The following is a 15,969-nucleotide window of genomic DNA, read 5'->3' on the forward strand; positions in this document are numbered from 1 at the left end:
AGGTTTTCGTCACGATGGCGCCAAGGCGGTTCAGATCCAGAACCCGCGCCATCCCCTCGGCAAATGTGCCCGATCCGGGCATCACCGGATTGGACAGCCGCAGGCCGCCGATATTCACCGACATGTCTACCATGACATCACCTCCTGAATGTCGAAGACGGGGCCGTCCCAGCATACCCTGCGATAGGTCGCCTTGCCGTCCGTGCCGCGAAATTCCCGCACACAGGCAAAGCACATGCCCATCCCGCAGCCCATGTTCTGTTCCAGCGCGACCTGCCCGGCGACGGCATGTTCGCGGCCCAGCCTGCGGCACAGGTCCAGCAGGCGGTTCGAACCGCAGGTCAGCAGCAAGTCGCCGCCCTCGTCGTCGATCAGCCGCCGCGCGATCCGTTCGACATGTTCGGGCGCGCTGGTGCCCTCGGCGTCGGTCACGGCGATGACATCGGCCCCGACGCCGCGCAGGTAATCCTGCGACATCAGCAGCTTGGGGCTGCGCGCGCTGAGGATCGCGGTCGTCCTGATTCCCTGCGCGCCGGCGGCTTCGGCCACAGGGGCCAGCGTCGCCAGCCCGACCCCGCGCGCAATCTGGACGATGTGCCGTCGCCCTGTCAGGCTGAACCCCTTGCCCAGAGGCCCAAGGATGCCAAGCGTATCGCCCGGTTCCAGCCGGGCCAGCGTGCGCGTGCCCTTGCCGACGATCTTGTACAGAAATTCCAGCCGCCCGTTGTCCCGGTCGATGCGGTAAATGCTCATCGGTCTGCGGAAGAACGGGCTGTCGCCGCCGCTGGCGGGGCAAAGCAGGTGAAAGAACTGTCCCGGACGGGCCAGCGCTGCCCCATCGGGGGCGTCCAGCACCAGATGCATGTATTCGGCATTCACCCGGTCATTGACGATGACTTTGCGGTCGCCCTCGATGATCGGGGGGTCGAGATTGTCTGCCATGGGCTTTCTGCCTTGGTGAATTATCCTTGGGATTCGTTTCAGGGTAGCCAATTTATGTTCGACATAAAACAAAATTTTTGAGAAATCCTGTACGTTCCATGCCTTGACAGGCGCTTGGAAAATGTTTGACATAAAACAGTATGGATTTCGCGCCCGCTTTGCCGGAGGAACAGATGACCATCGCCTGGTTTGCCCATTTCCGCGACCACAACGCCCCCGACCAAAAGATCACAGATGAAGAACGGCTGCACGTGATGCAGATTGTTGCCGCCACGCCGGGGCTGAAACAGGGGCTGGTGTTTACCCCTTGGCCGCCGCTGGAGGATCTGTTCTTCGATGACGGCTTGCCGCCGCAACTGGCGCTGGAACTGTATTTCGACGACATCGCCGATCTGGAACGCGCGCTGGCGAAGGACGGGCATTTGCAGGCGCTGACTTTGGATGGGGCGTTGCCCTCGCTGCGCGGGGCGACGGTCGAGGAACAGGCCATGCTGGCGCGTGGCTTTGCGACGCCGGACCCGCAGTTTCGCACGCCAGAGGGCCAGCCGCATTGCAGCTTTATTGTGCATTACCCCGGCAGCGCCGATGACCTGAACGCCTGGCTGATCCACTATTTCGCCCATCATGCAAGGATCATGGTGACATTCCCGCAGGTCCGGCAGGTGGAAATCTGCACAAGGCTGGACTGGTGCAGCGAAATGCCGTGGAAGCGGGTGAACCACATGCAGCGCAACAAGGTCGTCTATGACGACGGCAAGGCGTTACAGGCCGCGCAGACTTCGGCCGTGCTGAAGGAAATGCGTGCCGATTTCCACCGTTTCCCGCCCTTTACCGGCGGCAATATCCACTATCCGATGGCGACATGGGCGGTACGCCCGTTCACTCAAGCAGCGCAGGAAGCCATGTGATCGTACCGGGAAAGAACAGGATGATTGCAAGGACCAGCAGTTCCAGCAGGATGAACGGTATGACCGAGCGATAGATCTGGCCCATCGCGATCCTGCGTTCCATCACGCCCTGAACGACGAACAGCAATATGCCAAAGGGCGGCGTACACAGCCCGATTTCAAGTGCGACCATCATCATCAGCGCGAACCACAGCAGATCGACCTGCAGGGCCTGAAGGATCGGGAAAAAAATCGGCACGGTCAGCATGATGATCGAGGCCGATTCCATGAAACAGCCCAGAATGACCAGCAACAGCAGCATCAGCGCGACGATGGCAAAGGGCGAAAGCTGCGCGCCCTCGACCACACTGCGGGTCAGCGCCTGCGTCGCGCCGGTGAAGGACAGGATCTGCGAAAATGTCCCCGAACAGCAGATAATGAACAGGATCATCGCCGAAAATTTCAGCGACTCGCGGAACGCGGCGACGCAGTTGGCAAAGGTCAGGCGGCGATAGGCCAGGCCAGCCACGAATGAGGCGATCACGCCGATGGCGGCCGCCTCGGTCGGCGTCGCGATGCCGCCCAGCATCGTCCCCACCACCGCCGCGAAAATCCCCAGCAAGGGCAGCACATCGCGGCAGACGGGCCACAGCCGCTGGGTCCAGGTCAGGCTTTCCGGCGGCGCGCCCATCGGGGCAAGCGACGGGTTCAGCAGGCAGCGCAGCACGATATAGCCAAGAAAGGCGGCCATCATCATGATGCCCGGAATGATGCCGGACAGCAGCAGCTCGTTGATCGAAATCTGTGCCAGACTTCCCAGCAGCACGGCCAGCGCCGAAGGCGGTATCAGCACCGCAATGCCTCCGACCGCCGTTGCCGGGCCGATGGAAACAACATTGGCATAGCCCAGTGACTTCATTTCCGGCAGCAGCGTCCGTCCGACCACGGCGGCATTCGCAACCGAGGATCCGGACAGTGCCGCGAAACTGGTGCCGCCCAGAACCGCGACAATCGACAGCCGCCCTGGAACGCGGGTGATCAGCTTGTCGATGGCAACGATGGACCTGCGGGCCATGCCGGTCTGCAACATGATCTCGCCCATCAGGACGAACAGCGGAATCGGGGCCATGGTGTAATTGGCAACCGAAGGCCGCATGTTGCGGATCATCTGTGTGATGCCGATTTCGCCGCCGAAGAACAGGATCGCTCCGGCCAGGTTGATGGTCATGAAGGCCATGACGACCGGCAGGCCCAGCATGATCAGGACGACGACCCCGCCCAGCATGACCGTCAGCGCAAGGGTCCAGTCCATAGGCTATTCCCCCACCGTGGTTTCGGGCAGCGGCCCGCGTCGCCACAGCAGCAGGATTTCCCGGACAAACCCGATTGTCAGCATCAGGAAGGCAAGCGGTGCCTGCCATTGCAGCCACCATTCTGGGATGATCAGCTCGCTGAAGATCAGTTCGTTGCGGGCATAAGAGGTAAGAAAATTGCCCAGACTGTAGTAGCACAGGACAAGGCAGACCACGGCGCAGATCAGATCCCCAAGGCTTTCCAGCCAGACCCGCCCCCGCAGGGGCAGGGCCTCGGGCAGGATCAGGACGCGGACATGGCCACCGTGATGCAGGATCCAGGGCGCGGCCAGAATAGCCATGCAATAGATCGCGTATTCGGTATAATCGACCAGCCCCGGCAGGCGAGGCAGGTCGAATGACCGCATCAGCACCTCAAGGCCGATCCAGCCGGTGAAGATCGCGAACATCAGCCCGGAAATAAGGGCAAGCAGATTGACGAGGCCCAGATAGACGGGCTCCAGCTTTTCGAAAACCGGCGCCATGGTGTTTGTCCTTCCGCTGAAAGGTCACAGGGCGTTATTTCTGGAACAGTTCACGCAGCTTTGCGGTTTCCTCGGCGTCGATCTTTGCCAGTTCGGCCCAGTAAATATCGGCCGCCTGTTTGGGAAAGTCCGGTCCCGCGTCGAACGAGGCGATGCCCGCGTCATTCTGGACCTTGATATTGGCTTCGTTCCGCGCTGCATAAAAGGCTGGCATTTCGCCGTCCAGCCATTGCGCCGCATCCTCCAGAACCTTCCGCTCGGCCTCGTTCAGGCTGTTCCAGGTGTCGTTGTTGACAAGAATATTGATTGCGACGTTGTAAAAGCCCGGATCGATGCGGGTCTTGGTGAACTTGTCCCAACCCAGATCCTCGATCCCCCAGAACGGCCAGCCAAAGCCATCCACGACGCCGCGTTCCAGCGCGGTATAGGTTTCCGGCACGGGCGTGCTGGTCGTGCTGAGGCCGAGCGAGGCGAAAAAGGCGTTGTAGATGGGCGAACTGCGCAGGCGCAGGCCCTTCAGATCGTCCAGTGAGGTGATTTCCCTGTTTACGAAAATATTGAACGGAACGCCGTCGCCATAGGTGGTCAGCATCGTCGCGTTCAACTGTTTTCTGGTCAGTTCGCGCATATGGTCATAGGCACCATTGGCCTTTTGCTCGGCCACCGACATGTCGGAAATGTCCTGCGCATTGCCAAGCGGCACCTGCTGTTTATAGATGCCAGGCGGCAATGCCGCGAGGTCCATCAGGCCGCTGCGCAAGGCATTGGCCTGTTCCGTCGCCGGGATCGCCTCGGGGCCGACCAGATTGATCTGCAACACGCCCTTGCCGGTTTCGTTGACGTGATCGACGAACATGCCCATCGGCAGCGCAAAGACCAGATCTTTCGGGATCCAGACAGAGGCGCGCAGCGTACGTTCGGCCAGGGCCGTTTGCGGCAGTATCATCGCAAGGATCGCAGCACAGACTGAATTTTTCAGAAACATTGCATTATTCCCCATTGATTACGCAAATTTCTTTGATGTCGCGCTAATTATTGTTCGATGTAGCACAAATCATTTTATATGTAAAATAAAAAGCGCCGCCTGTCCGTGGTGCCCCCTGACACAAGGGGCTTGCGCTGCACCCGGTTGCTGGCGTCATCTGTACCCAGCAAGGCGGAGACCCGAAATGCCCGAAGGTCTGGATGATTTTCTGATCGCGCTGGATCGCGAGATCCGGGCGCGCGGCGATTGGGGCAGGGTGGCGGCCTATATCCCGGAACTGGCCGCAATCGACCCGGCGCAATTCGGCATTGCCGTCGTGCTGGCCGATGGCAGCCTGCACAAGGCGGGGCAGGCGGATCAGCCCTTTTCCATCCAGTCGATCAGCAAGGTCTTTTCGCTGGCCTGCGTTCTTGGCCGGATCGGAGACCAGATCTGGCGGCGGGTGGGGCGTGAAAGTTCGGGATCGCGATTTGACTCGATCCTGCTGCTGGAACTGGAAAAGGGCCGCCCGCGCAACCCGTTCATCAACGCGGGTGCGCTGGTGGTCACGGATGAGCTGGTGACGGGGCGCAAGCCCCAGCAGGCCCTGTCCGAAATCATCGGCTTTCTGCGCGCGGCCGCCGAGGATGATGACATCCATATCGACAAAGAAGTGGCGCGGTCGGAAAACGAGACCGGGCACCGCAACCGCGCGCTGGTCAATTATCTGAAATCATACGAAAACCTGAACAACGATCCGGATTTCACACTTGGCACCTACTGCCATCAATGCGCCATCGAGATGAGCTGTGTCCAGCTTGCCATGGCCGGGCGCGTGATTGCAGGGCTGCCGGGCGCGCCTTCGCTGATGTCAAGGATCAAGCAGCGGCGGATGAATGCCGTGATGATGACCTGCGGGCATTACGACGCCTCGGGCGAAATCGCGTTCCGCGTCGGCCTGCCGGGCAAGTCGGGCGTGGGCGGCGGGATCCTGTTCGCGGCGCCGGGCCGGGCCTCGATTGCAATCTGGTCGCCGGGGCTGAACGAGAACGGCAATTCCCGAATGGGCACATTTGCCGCGCAAAGGCTGACCGCCTTTACCAGTTGGTCGGTCTTTGGTCCGGGCTGATCCCTGCGGGCTGCGCCGCGAGAGCCGGGTTCAGACCTCGACGCAGATCAAATCGACGCCCTGGGCGCGCACCCGGTCCTGTTCGGCCGGATCCAGCGCGCTGTCGGTGATGGCGGTGTGGATGCGGCCAAGATCGGTGATCCGGTAAAGCGCCCGCGACGAATAGCGGCTGCTTTCGGCCAGCAGGATCGTGGCCTGCGCGGCGGCGATCATCGCGCGCTTGATCTCCACCAGTTCAAGCACCGTGTCCGAAGCGCATTCCCCGTCGATGGCCTGCGCCGTCAGAAAGAACAGATCGCAGCGGATGTCGCGCAGGAAACTGCGGCCCGGGTCGCCCAGCAGGCTGAAGGCTCCGAACCGGTTGGTGCCTCCGGGCATGACCAGCCGGATCAGCGGCTTGTAGGTCAGCTTGTGCGCGACGCAGATGTCATTGGTGATCACGGTCAGCGGCAGGCCGGTTTCGGCGATGGCATCGGCCAGCACATGCGCGATGGTGCCGGTGTCGATCAGGATGCTTTGGTCGGGTCGCAGATATGTCACCGCCCTTGCGACGATGGCCGCCTTTTCCTCGACCGCAGTGCGCAGCGCCAGATCGGTGCTTGGTTCATAGGTCGAGGACTGCCGCATCCTGACCGCGCCGCCATGGGTGCGGCTGAGAAACCCCTCTTTGGACAGCAGGTCCAGATCGCGGCGGATGGTCGAGACCGAGGCACCGAACCTTTCCGCCAGATCCTGCGTCGAGCCCGAGAAATTGACATCGAACCATTCCATGATCCGCTGGCGGCGTTCCGCCGGAAGCATTTCATCGCCCGCAGGCGGCTCGGCCTCGTTCACATCCGACTCCTGTCTCGTTTTGCCCGTGATAGGGATTGCCTTGCCGCCCGTCAAAGCTGTCGCGGCAGCCACAGTGCGATTTCGGGAAAGGCGACCAGCAGCATGGTACCGACGCAAAGCAGCACAAAGAACGGCAGCGCGGCCCGGACCGTTCGGCCCAGGCCCTGCCCGGTCAGGCCCTGCAGGATGTACAGGTTCAGCCCGACCGGCGGGGTCAGCGCGCTGAGTTCGATCATGATCACCAGAAACACGCCGAACCAGATCGGGTCAAAGCCCGCCTGCACGATCAGCGGCACGGCGATGGGCACGGTCATCACGGTCATCGAGGTGCCGTCGATGAACATCCCCAGAACCATGTATAACAGCGCCAGCAGCGCCAGCAATCCAATCGGCGTCAGATCGACTGACGCGATGGCCTCGGTGATCTTGACGGGAAGGTGCATGAAGGCCAGCGCCGCCGACAGGAACGAGGCCGCCGCGATCAGCACGCAGATCATGGCCGAGATGCGGATCGTCGTCATCAACGATTCCACCACCATGCGGACCGAGAACTGGCCCGTGACCAGCGCGATCACCAGCGTGACCGCCACGCCGACCGCCGCCGCCTCGGACGGGGTTGCAAGCCCCGAATAGATCGAACCAAGCACCATCGCCATCAGCAGAAAGATCGGGAACAGGTCGTAAAGCCCTGTCCCCATCTGACGCAGTGTCGCGGGTTTGCGGTCCTTGGGTTCGATCCCCTCGCGCAGCAGCGAAACGGCGATGATATAGCCCGAATACAGCGCCGCCATCATCAGCCCCGGCACCAGCCCCGCCGCGAAAAGCTTGACGATCGAGACTTCGGCCAGCACGCCATAGATGATCATCGCGATCGAGGGCGGGATCAGCAGGCCGAACGTGCCCGCCCCGGCCAGCGACCCCGACGCCAGATCCACGTCATAGCCGCGCCGCATCAGTTCGGGGATGGTGATCTTGCCCACCGTCGCGGTGGTCGCATTGCTGGATCCCGAAATCGCCGCGAAGATTGTGCAGCCGATGACATTGGTATGCAGCAGCCCGCCCGGAATCCGCGACACGATGGGCGACAATCCGCGAAACAGCCGCTGCGAGATGTCGGTGCGAAAGATCATGTCACCCATCCAGATAAAAATCGGAATGGCCGCCAGCTCCCATGACACGGCGCTGGACGAAATCACCCTGGCCGCGATGCCGCCGATCTTGTTCAGGCTGAAATCCTGCACAACATACAGCGTCCCCACGCCAACCATGGTCAGCCCGGCGAATATCCAGACGCCGGCACCCAGAACCAGCACAACCATTGTCAGGACGATCAGGGAAGAGGTTGCAAGCGACATGGGGGTTTCCGCACTCAGAGGTTGAGGATGTCGTCGCCGTCATGTCCGAACACCGCCAGCCGCAGCAGCCTGACCAGCAGATGCAGCACCAGCAGCGCCAGCCCGGCGAAGAAAAAGGCTTCGGGGATCCACAGCGGAATTGGCAGGTAATGTTCGCTGGTCGTCCCGCGTACCCACATGCGCGACATTGTGCGCCAGACAAAGCCCATCAGCCAGATCGTCAGGATCCCGGTGGCGATCACCGCCAGCGCCTCGGCCATCAGCCGCATGACCGGGTTCAGTCGTGCAGTCACCGCCGAAATGCGGATCATGCTGCCCTGTTCCAGCGTCCAGCCCATCGCCAGAAAGGTGATCGCGGCGACGCCATAGCCGACCAGAACATCGGTCATGAAGGTCGATTTCGAAAAGAACCGCATCACGATCTCGACAAGGATCAGCCCGACCATCAGCACCAGCAGGATCGCGGCACCGCCAGCCGCGATCCGGTTCAGCGCCGATGACAGCCCGCTGATCGCCCGCAGCCAGACCGGCCCGGCCCCGGCACTGCCATGCTGGCCCATCTGCGGCTAGTTCCGCATCTTGTCGAACCCGGCCAGAATCGCCGCGCCGCGCTCTCCGGTTTCGGCCAGCCAGGCATCGCGGACCTTGGCAGCGGCATTGCCCAGGGTTTCAAAGACTTCGGGCGGCACATCGTCATCCAGCGTGATCGTCATGCCATGTTCACGCATCGTGTCATAGGGGCTGGTACGCGCTTCTTCCATCAGCGCCCAGTTATAGGTGTCGCAAGCCGCGATGGTATCCAGCAGCGCGGCCTGCGCCTTTTCGGGCAGCTCGTCGAAAGCGTCCTTGTTCACATGTGCGACGAACAGGGCCATGGCATAGTTCACTTCGGTGAAATGATCGACATAATCCCAGATCGAAAGCTGCTTGCCGCCATCGGCCGAGGTCAGGACCGCATCGACCCCGCCGGTCGAAAGCTGTGGCACCAGATCGGACCAGGCAATTTGCAGGGGCGCGGCACCCGCCTCTTTCAGGGTTTCCGTTCCGTTCACGTCATAGGTGCGGATGCGCAGCCCCTTTAACGCGTCAACGGAATTGATCGCTTTTTTCGCATGGATCCCGCTTGGCGCGTTGGGCAGTGCCCATAGCAGCACCATGTTGTTGTCGGCAAAGATCTTTTCATATTCTGGTCGCGCCGCCTGCCACAGTTGATAGGCTTGTTCAGGCGTGTTCGCGACAAAGGGGATCGAGCTGAGGTTGAATACCGGGTCAATCCCGCTAAGCTGTGTCAGCAGCGTGACCGCCGCCTCTACGCTGCCATCCTGAACGGCGTCGAAATGATCGGTGGATTTGAAACCAAGCGCGCCGCCGCCCTGATAGGTGATGTCGATCTCGTCCCCGGCAAGTTTCTCGATCTCGCCGATGCAATAGTTGGCGGCCTGTCCGGTCATCCCGCTGAGGTCGTATTCGTCGGAAAAATCCCATTTGGCCGGCTCGGCCTGTGCGGCCCCGGCGAACAGTGCCAGCCCGATTGCCGCCGCGCGTCTTGTCTGAAGCATTCTGGTTTCCTCCGTTGGATGTCTGCTTCGCTGCGGCATGGCGTTCGGGGGTTCGTTCTTGCCTTGGGCCATATCCGGGCGCGATTGTGCATTATTATTCCCAAACACAAGCATGAACGGTCATATTCTGTCAATCTTTCTTGCGTATGACGAATTTTATTTGCGAGATTGCAAATTTCGCGCATAAACGATCATGATCGCGCAGCGGCGACGACAGGCGAAGGGCCGGGCAGATGAGTGCAACCAGCGAAATCCGGGGGAAGGTGCCCCAGCTTGATCCGGTCCGGTCCGATGCGGAACTGCCGGGGCGTGTGGATGTCTGCGTCATCGGCGGAGGAATCGCCGGCGTCACCACCGCGCTGTTTCTGGCCGAGGCGGGGGTGTCCGTCTGTCTGTGCGAAAAGGGCCGGATCGCGGCGGAACAATCGTCGCGCAACTGGGGCTGGACCAGGCAGATGGGTCGTGACCCGCGCGAAATGCCACTGACCATTCAGGCCCTGTCGCTGTGGCGATCCATGGGCAAACGGTTCGGCATCGACACCGGGTATCGCGAAACCGGCATCGTCTATATCTGCCGCAGCGCGCGGGAACGCGCGCAGGCCGAGGAATGGGCGCGCACCGGTCGCCAGCACGGCCTGCCGCAGCGCGAATTGACGCGCGCCGGGTTGCAGGAACTGGTGCCGGGTTTGCGGGCCACCGAGGCCTATGGGCTTCACACCGCCTCGGACGGCCTGGCCGAACCCGCGCGCGCCGTACCCGCCATGGCTATGGCTGCGCAACAGCGGGGCGCGGCCATCTTGCAGGATTGCGCGGTGCGCGGGGTGGAAACCTCGGCCGGGCGTGTCTCGGGGGTGGTGACGGAAAGGGGCGTGATCGGCTGCGACAGCGTCGTGGTGGCGGGCGGTGTCTGGTCACGGCTGTTTCTGGGCAATCTGGACGTGGCGCTGCCGCAACTGAAGCTGATCGCAACCGCCGCGCGGATCGAGACCGGCCAGCCGGGCCCCGGTCTGCCGATTGGCGATTCCCGCTATGGCCTGCGTCCGCGTCAGGATGGCGGCTATACGCTTGGCCCGCGCAACCTGGACATTGCCCCGATCATTCCCGACAGTTTCCGGCTGTTGCCCGATTTCCTGCCGGTCTATCTGAAAAGCTGGCGTCAGCTTCGCCTGCGACTGGGGCGAGAGTTTCTGGACGATCTGGCCCGGCCGCGCCGCTGGACGCCGGATCGGCCCACCCCGTTCGAGGCGGTCCGCATGCTGAACCCCGCCCCGCCGGTCTGGCTGGTGCGGCGCATGCTTGACGCGCTGAAACGCGCCTTGCCCGGCTTCGAGGATGCCCGCCTGACCCATTGCTGGAGCGGGATGATCGACGCGACGCCCGACGGCGTGCCGGTAATCGATGCCGTGGCCAGCCTGCCGGGCCTGTTCATCGCCTCGGGGCTGTCGGGGCACGGGTTTGGCGCGGGGCCGGGTGTGGGGCAGATGATGGCGCAGATCGTGACCGGCCAGAACACCAGTGTCGATCCCGCCCCCTTTGCCCTTGGCCGATTTGGCGCGTCCCGTGGCCTTGCGCGATCCGCTTTGCGGAAGGTGGCCTGACCCGGTGCGGTACAACTGTTTTCAAAGGATGGGACTGACATGGCCTGGCGCGTAGGCGTGGATTCCGGCGGCACGTTCACCGATATTTGCCTGTTTGACGAACAGACCGGACGCATGGAAATCTGGAAAACCCCCTCTACCCCCGACGACCCCTCGCGCGGGATCCTTGACGTCGTGTCCGAGGGGCTGGCAAGGGTCGGGGCGACGCTGGCCGATGTGTCATTCTTCGGTCATGGCACCACCGTGGCGACCAACGCGCTGATCGAAAAAAAGGGTGCCCGAACGGCGCTGCTGACGACTGACGGCTTTCGCGACCTGCTGGAGATCGGGCGGCAGAAGCGTCCAAGCCTTTATGACATGTTCGCCGAAAAGCCGTATGTTCTGGTGCCGCGCGACCGTCGGCACGAGGTGGTCGAACGCCTGCGCCATGATGGCACGGTGGCCATCACGCTGGACGAGGACGGGCTGCGCGCTATCGTGCAAGGTCTGGCGGATCAGGAAATAGGGGCCGTGGCCATCGGGTTTCTCTACAGTTTCATGAACCCCGGACATGAACGCATCGCCATGGCGCAGATCCGCCAGGCCCTGCCCGACGCGTTCATCTGCTGCTCGCATCAGGTCGCGCCCGAATTTCGCGAGTACGAACGGTTTTCGACCACGGTGATCAACGCCTTTCTTGGCCCGCTTATGCGGCGCTATATCCGCAGGTTGCGCGACCGCCTGTCGGACAGTGGCCTGACCGTCGCGCCGCATCTGACGCAATCGAATGGCGGGGTCATGGGCTTTGAGACGGCGGCGGATTTTCCGGTGCGCACGCTGCTGTCCGGCCCCTCGACCGGGGTGATCGCCGCGCAACAGATTGCCGGGCTTGCCGGGTTCGACAATATCATCACCTTCGATGTCGGCGGCACCTCGTCCGATGTGGCGCTGCTGACGAATCGCGAATGCCGCAAGACCGGCGAGGCCGAGGTTCACGGCTATCCGGTCAAGGCACCGATGCTGGATATTCACACGGTCGGGGCAGGGGGCGGGTCCATCGCCCGGGTGGATAGCGGCGGCCTGCTGAAGGTCGGCCCCGAAAGCGCCGGGGCCTTTCCCGGCCCGGTCTGCTATGACAAGGGCGGCGAGGCCCCGACCCTGACCGATGCCAACGTGGTGCTGCAAATCCTCAACCCGACGCGTATCCTGGGCGGGCGTATGGCCATTGACCGCGACAAGGCCGTTGCCGCGATCAGTGGCCTTGCCGCAAGGCTTGGACTGACGACCGAGGAAACCGCGCAGGGGATCATTTCGGTCGCGACCGCGAACATGGCCAAAGCGATCCGTGTGATCTCGGTCCAGCGCGGGCACGATCCGCGCGATTACGCGCTGATGGCCTTTGGCGGCGGCGGCCCGCTGCATGCCGCGCGGCTTGCCCGCGAACTGGACATCGCCTGCGTGATCGTGCCACCGGCTCCGGGTGCGCTGTGTGCCTTGGGCCTGCTGATGACGGATCTCAAGGCCGATTTCGCGCAAAGCCTGCTGTCAGACCTGTCGGCGGTTCCATCCGCAAGCGTGTCCGCGGGCCTGAACGCGCTTGCCGCCCAGGCAGGCGACTGGTTCACGTGTGAGGGCATCGCGCCGCAGGATCGTCGCCTGCACCGCAGCGCCGATCTGCGCTATCTGGGCCAGAACTATGAATTGCAGGTACCTTTCCCCGATGGCCCCGTGACGCCGGCATCCTTTGCCGCTCTGCGCGCCGGGTTCGAACAGGCCCATCAGCAGCGATACGGTTTCGCCCCCGCCGACGAGAAGGTGGAACTGGTCACGCTGCGGCTTGAGGCGGTGGGTCTGGTCGCCAGGGCGACGGTTGCGCGCGCCGACCCGGCCCCCGGTACCGCGCCCCTGCCAACCGTGACCCGCCCGGTCTGGCTGCCCGAGACGCGGGGCCTGATCGACTGCCCGATCCATCAGCGCGCCGATTTGCGCCCCGGCCACCGTCTTGTCGGCCCGGCTGTTGTCGAACAGATGGACACGACCACCCTGATCCTGCCGGGCATGCGCGCCCATGTCGATGCCTGTGCCAATCTGATTCTGGAGGATGCGCGATGAAGGCCCCCGATCCCATCACGGTCGAAGTCATCGGCAGCGCGCTGACCTCCATTGTCGAGGAAATGGGCGAGGCGCTGGTACGGTCAAGCTATTCCACCAATATCAAGGAAAGGCGCGACTGTTCGACCGCACTGTTCGATCATCGGGGCCAGACCCTGTGTCAGGCCGAACATATTCCCATGCATCTGGGCAGCTTCATCGGCATCATCGCCCATATCGTCGAACGCCACCCCCCGGAAACGATCCGCCCCGGCGACGTCTTTATCGGCAATGACGCCTATGTCGGCGGGGCGACGCATCTGCCCGACATCGTGCTGGCCGAACCCGTCTTTGTCGGGGATCGCATCGTCGCGTGGTCGGTCAATACTGCCCATCACGCCGATTTCGCCGACCGGGGCCATGCCCATATCTATCAGGAAGGCATCCGCATCCCGCCCGTCCGCCTGTATCGCGAGGGCAATCTGCAAAAGGACGTTCAGGACATTTTTCTGCTGAATTGCCAGGTTCCGGCCGAGCGCCTGTCCGACCTGAGGGCGCAGATCTCGGCCAACCGCCTCGGTGTGCGGCGGATGCAGGATCTGTGCGGCAAATACGGCGAGGGGACGGTACTTGCGGCGGGCGACGCCCTGCAGGACTATGCCGAACGCAAGATGCGCGCGGGGATCGCGGGCGTGCCCGACGGCATCTATCGCTTTAGCGACATTTTCGACAGCAACCAGTTTCCGGGCCAGATGACCCTGTCCGTGGCAATCACCGTCGAGGGCAGCCGGATGCGGCTTGATTTCGACGCGCCGCCCCAGGTCAAGGCCGGGCTGAACATGGTTCATACCGCGCTGCTGGCCTCGTGCTATTACGCAGTGAAATCCGCGATCGATCCAACCATCCTTCCAAATGCCGGCCTGTCACGCCCGCTGACCGTGACCGCGCCCGAAGGCTCGATCCTGAACTGCGTCCACCCTGCGGCAGTCGATGGCCGCATCGCCGCCAGTCAGCGCGTGGCGGATCTGATCCTCGGCGCGCTTGCCCAGGCCATGCCGGGCCGGATTGCCGCCGCCGGAAACGGCTGCTGTACCGGGGCGACCTTTTCGGGAACCCGCGCGAATGGCGACCTGTGGGTCTATCTGGAAACCATCGGCGGGGGCGGAGGGGCACGGCCCGGCGCAGACGGACTGAGCGGTATTCAGGTCCACATGACCAACACCTCGAATCTGCCGGTCGAGGGGCTGGAGCGCGAATTTCCCCTGACGCTGCTGCGTTATGAACTGGTAGACGGATCAGGAGGAACCGGCAGATGGCAGGGCGGCATGGGCATTCGTCGCGCCTATCGGGTCGAGGCCCCCTGCCGCCTGTCCGTTGACAGCTCGCGCCTTGGCTCGGTCCCCTGGGGTCTGGCAGGCGGCAATGCCGCACAGGGAACAAGCTTCGATTTCGGAAAGGATGTCAAACGCTTTGACGGCGTGATCGACCTGCACCCAGGCCAGATCATTCGCATCGTCACCCCCGGAGGCGGCGGCTACGGCCCGCCACAGGCCCGCAGCACCGACACCCTCCGGTAAGCGAAAGGCCCGAAGATCACCCCCGCCAAACCCCATCCCGATTTCATCAACAGCCGGCATGGCCTGTCTTGACAATTCCGCCGGGACAGGCAAAACATCCGCAGCCTGTGGGGCCGTAGCTCAGTCGGTAGAGCGCATCGTTCGCAATGATGAGGCCAGGGGTTCGATTCCCCTCGGCTCCACCAAAAGACTCATGTGTGTCATTGGAGCATAAGAGTGCCGATTTACGGCATAAGCTTGCCGATGGCGTGTCAATATGGCCAATGTAGCACAGTTGCGTGTCGCACGGGACACGGTTTTCGCCGCAATCTGCCTTGGAGCCGTCGAGTTCGATCAGACGCTCTTACAGCGTCAGTGACGTGAACGGCCCATTGCTGCCTTCCGATAGGCTTGGATGCCGCACCTCGGCCTTCGCCCGAGAAGCTATTCATGCTCCTTGCAGCAATTCCGGCCGATCAAGGTCGCAGAGGCGCGGTGCCTGAAGGCAGACCACCTTCTGCAACTCGGCTCCCCGGGGTGATCCCGCGAGCGCACTGAACAGGATTGTCGGAGTTCGCGGAAAACAGGGTCTGATCGTTTCACCCGCAGGCTGAACATCGCGACAGAGGCATTCCTGTTCATCGCGGCGTGCCGGGTCAGAGATACCACTGTCAGGCGCAGCGGCGCTGAGGTAGCATTCGCGAAATGAAACTTCGCCAGAGCATCCATCTGTGCCATTCGTCAGACGGGACCGCCATCGCTGTCGCTTCCTGCGGAAACGGACCGGTGATCCTGCGGGCGGCGCATTGGCTCAGCCATGTCGATCACGATCTGGAAAGCCCGATCTGGCGACCATGGGTCGCGGCACTGTCCGCCCGGAACCGCTATATCCGCTATGATCCTCGCGGCTGCGGGCTTTCCGAACGTTTTGTCGCCGACCTGTCGCGCGAGGCATGGAGCAAGGATCTTGAGGCAGTTGCCGCGTCCATAGATGAACCCCGGTTCGTACTTCTCGGCCTGTCACAGGGCGGCGCGCTGGCTGTTGAATATGCCCTGCGTCATCCTGAACGGGTTTCGCATCTGCTGCTGGTCTGGAGGCAGCGCTGAGCCGCAAGCAGCGCGACAGGCCGCCGATAGAACCGATCTTCGACGGCGAGGCGGAGGCGAAGCTGATCGCTCTGGCTTGCTCCGAGCCGCCCGAGGGGCACGCCCGCTGGTCCTTGCGGCTGCTGGAGGCG

General features: G+C 62.8%; 14 protein-coding genes, 1 tRNA gene and 1 pseudogene. 8 read left to right on the forward strand and 8 right to left on the reverse strand.

The genetic code is table 11. The features are described from left to right. Positions 1-126: 126 nt before the first annotated feature. A complete protein-coding gene (locus ACK5L9_RS19130) occupies positions 127-942 on the reverse strand; it encodes a dihydroorotate dehydrogenase electron transfer subunit (RefSeq protein ID WP_416913050.1) in 816 nt (271 codons plus the stop codon). A gap of 173 nt (positions 943-1,115) precedes the next feature. Here ACK5L9_RS19130 and ACK5L9_RS19135 point away from each other — a divergent pair, with 173 nt between their 5' ends. Next, positions 1,116-1,850 (forward strand): hypothetical protein, encoded by a 735-nt coding sequence (locus ACK5L9_RS19135; protein ID WP_416913051.1) that lies wholly within the window; start codon positions 1,116-1,118, stop codon positions 1,848-1,850. Here ACK5L9_RS19135 and ACK5L9_RS19140 read toward each other — a convergent pair. Genes ACK5L9_RS19140 through dctP form a run of 3 tightly spaced genes read right to left on the reverse strand, consistent with a single transcriptional unit; the run spans position 1,822 to position 4,651 of the window. Beyond that, entirely contained in the window at positions 1,822-3,141 is a 1,320-nt protein-coding gene (locus tag ACK5L9_RS19140; RefSeq protein WP_416913052.1) for a TRAP transporter large permease, read from the reverse strand. The two genes, ACK5L9_RS19135 and ACK5L9_RS19140, sit on opposite strands and share 29 nt — an antisense overlap. A 3-nt stretch (positions 3,142-3,144) precedes the next feature. Further along, complete coding sequence (locus ACK5L9_RS19145; protein ID WP_416913053.1) at positions 3,145-3,666, reverse strand: TRAP transporter small permease; 522 nt, start codon at positions 3,664-3,666, stop codon at positions 3,145-3,147. Between the two features lie 34 nt (positions 3,667-3,700). Then, a complete protein-coding gene (dctP, locus tag ACK5L9_RS19150; protein WP_416913054.1) occupies positions 3,701-4,651 on the reverse strand; it encodes a TRAP transporter substrate-binding protein DctP in 951 nt (316 codons plus the stop codon). 184 nt (positions 4,652-4,835) lie between these two features. On the opposite strand from dctP, the gene ACK5L9_RS19155 reads away from it, so the two are divergent. Beyond that, positions 4,836-5,759 (forward strand): glutaminase, encoded by a 924-nt coding sequence (locus ACK5L9_RS19155; protein ID WP_416913055.1) that lies wholly within the window; start codon positions 4,836-4,838, stop codon positions 5,757-5,759. A 30-nt stretch (positions 5,760-5,789) separates the two neighbouring features. Here the strand turns inward: ACK5L9_RS19155 and ACK5L9_RS19160 are convergent, their stop codons facing one another. From ACK5L9_RS19160 to ACK5L9_RS19175, 4 genes are read right to left on the reverse strand one after another with little or no spacing between them, the layout of a single operon-like run. Further along, positions 5,790-6,593 carry a DeoR/GlpR family DNA-binding transcription regulator gene (locus tag ACK5L9_RS19160; protein WP_416913056.1) on the reverse strand — a complete coding sequence of 268 codons (804 nt, stop codon included), beginning with the start codon at positions 6,591-6,593 and terminating at the stop codon, positions 5,790-5,792. A gap of 50 nt (positions 6,594-6,643) precedes the next feature. Next, positions 6,644-7,948 carry a TRAP transporter large permease gene (locus ACK5L9_RS19165; protein WP_416913057.1) on the reverse strand — a complete coding sequence of 435 codons (1,305 nt, stop codon included), beginning with the start codon at positions 7,946-7,948 and terminating at the stop codon, positions 6,644-6,646. Between the two features lie 14 nt (positions 7,949-7,962). Beyond that, a complete protein-coding gene (locus tag ACK5L9_RS19170) occupies positions 7,963-8,508 on the reverse strand; it encodes a TRAP transporter small permease (RefSeq protein WP_416913058.1) in 546 nt (181 codons plus the stop codon). Positions 8,509-8,514: 6 nt separating this feature from the next. Continuing rightward, on the reverse strand, positions 8,515-9,507 hold the full coding sequence (locus tag ACK5L9_RS19175) for a TRAP transporter substrate-binding protein (RefSeq protein WP_416913059.1): 993 nt from the start codon (positions 9,505-9,507) through the stop codon (positions 8,515-8,517). Between the two features lie 233 nt (positions 9,508-9,740). Between ACK5L9_RS19175 and ACK5L9_RS19180 the strand changes: the two genes are divergently transcribed. From ACK5L9_RS19180 to ACK5L9_RS19205, 6 genes and pseudogenes are all read left to right on the forward strand, one after another. Next, positions 9,741-11,105 (forward strand): NAD(P)/FAD-dependent oxidoreductase, encoded by a 1,365-nt coding sequence (locus ACK5L9_RS19180; RefSeq protein WP_416913060.1) that lies wholly within the window; start codon positions 9,741-9,743, stop codon positions 11,103-11,105. 39 nt (positions 11,106-11,144) lie between these two features. Further along, positions 11,145-13,196 (forward strand): hydantoinase/oxoprolinase family protein, encoded by a 2,052-nt coding sequence (locus ACK5L9_RS19185; RefSeq protein ID WP_416913061.1) that lies wholly within the window; start codon positions 11,145-11,147, stop codon positions 13,194-13,196. Continuing rightward, positions 13,193-14,752: a hydantoinase B/oxoprolinase family protein gene (locus ACK5L9_RS19190; RefSeq protein ID WP_416913062.1), complete on the forward strand. Its 1,560-nt coding sequence runs from the start codon at positions 13,193-13,195 to the stop codon at positions 14,750-14,752. The genes ACK5L9_RS19185 and ACK5L9_RS19190 overlap by 4 nt, the downstream gene beginning before the upstream one ends. A gap of 109 nt (positions 14,753-14,861) precedes the next feature. Next, a tRNA-Ala gene (locus tag ACK5L9_RS19195) sits at positions 14,862-14,937 on the forward strand. A gap of 499 nt (positions 14,938-15,436) precedes the next feature. Further along, positions 15,437-15,838, forward strand: coding sequence for an alpha/beta fold hydrolase (locus tag ACK5L9_RS19200; protein ID WP_416913063.1), 402 nt, complete (start codon positions 15,437-15,439; stop codon positions 15,836-15,838). Beyond that, a pseudogene (locus tag ACK5L9_RS19205) lies at positions 15,820-15,969 on the forward strand (IS630 family transposase); the annotation flags it as partial. The gene ACK5L9_RS19200 and the pseudogene ACK5L9_RS19205, both read left to right, overlap by 19 nt.

Origin of the sequence: Paracoccus sp. (in: a-proteobacteria), assembly GCF_047973135.1 — a bacterium.
In the GTDB taxonomy this organism is placed as follows: domain Bacteria; phylum Pseudomonadota; class Alphaproteobacteria; order Rhodobacterales; family Rhodobacteraceae; genus Paracoccus.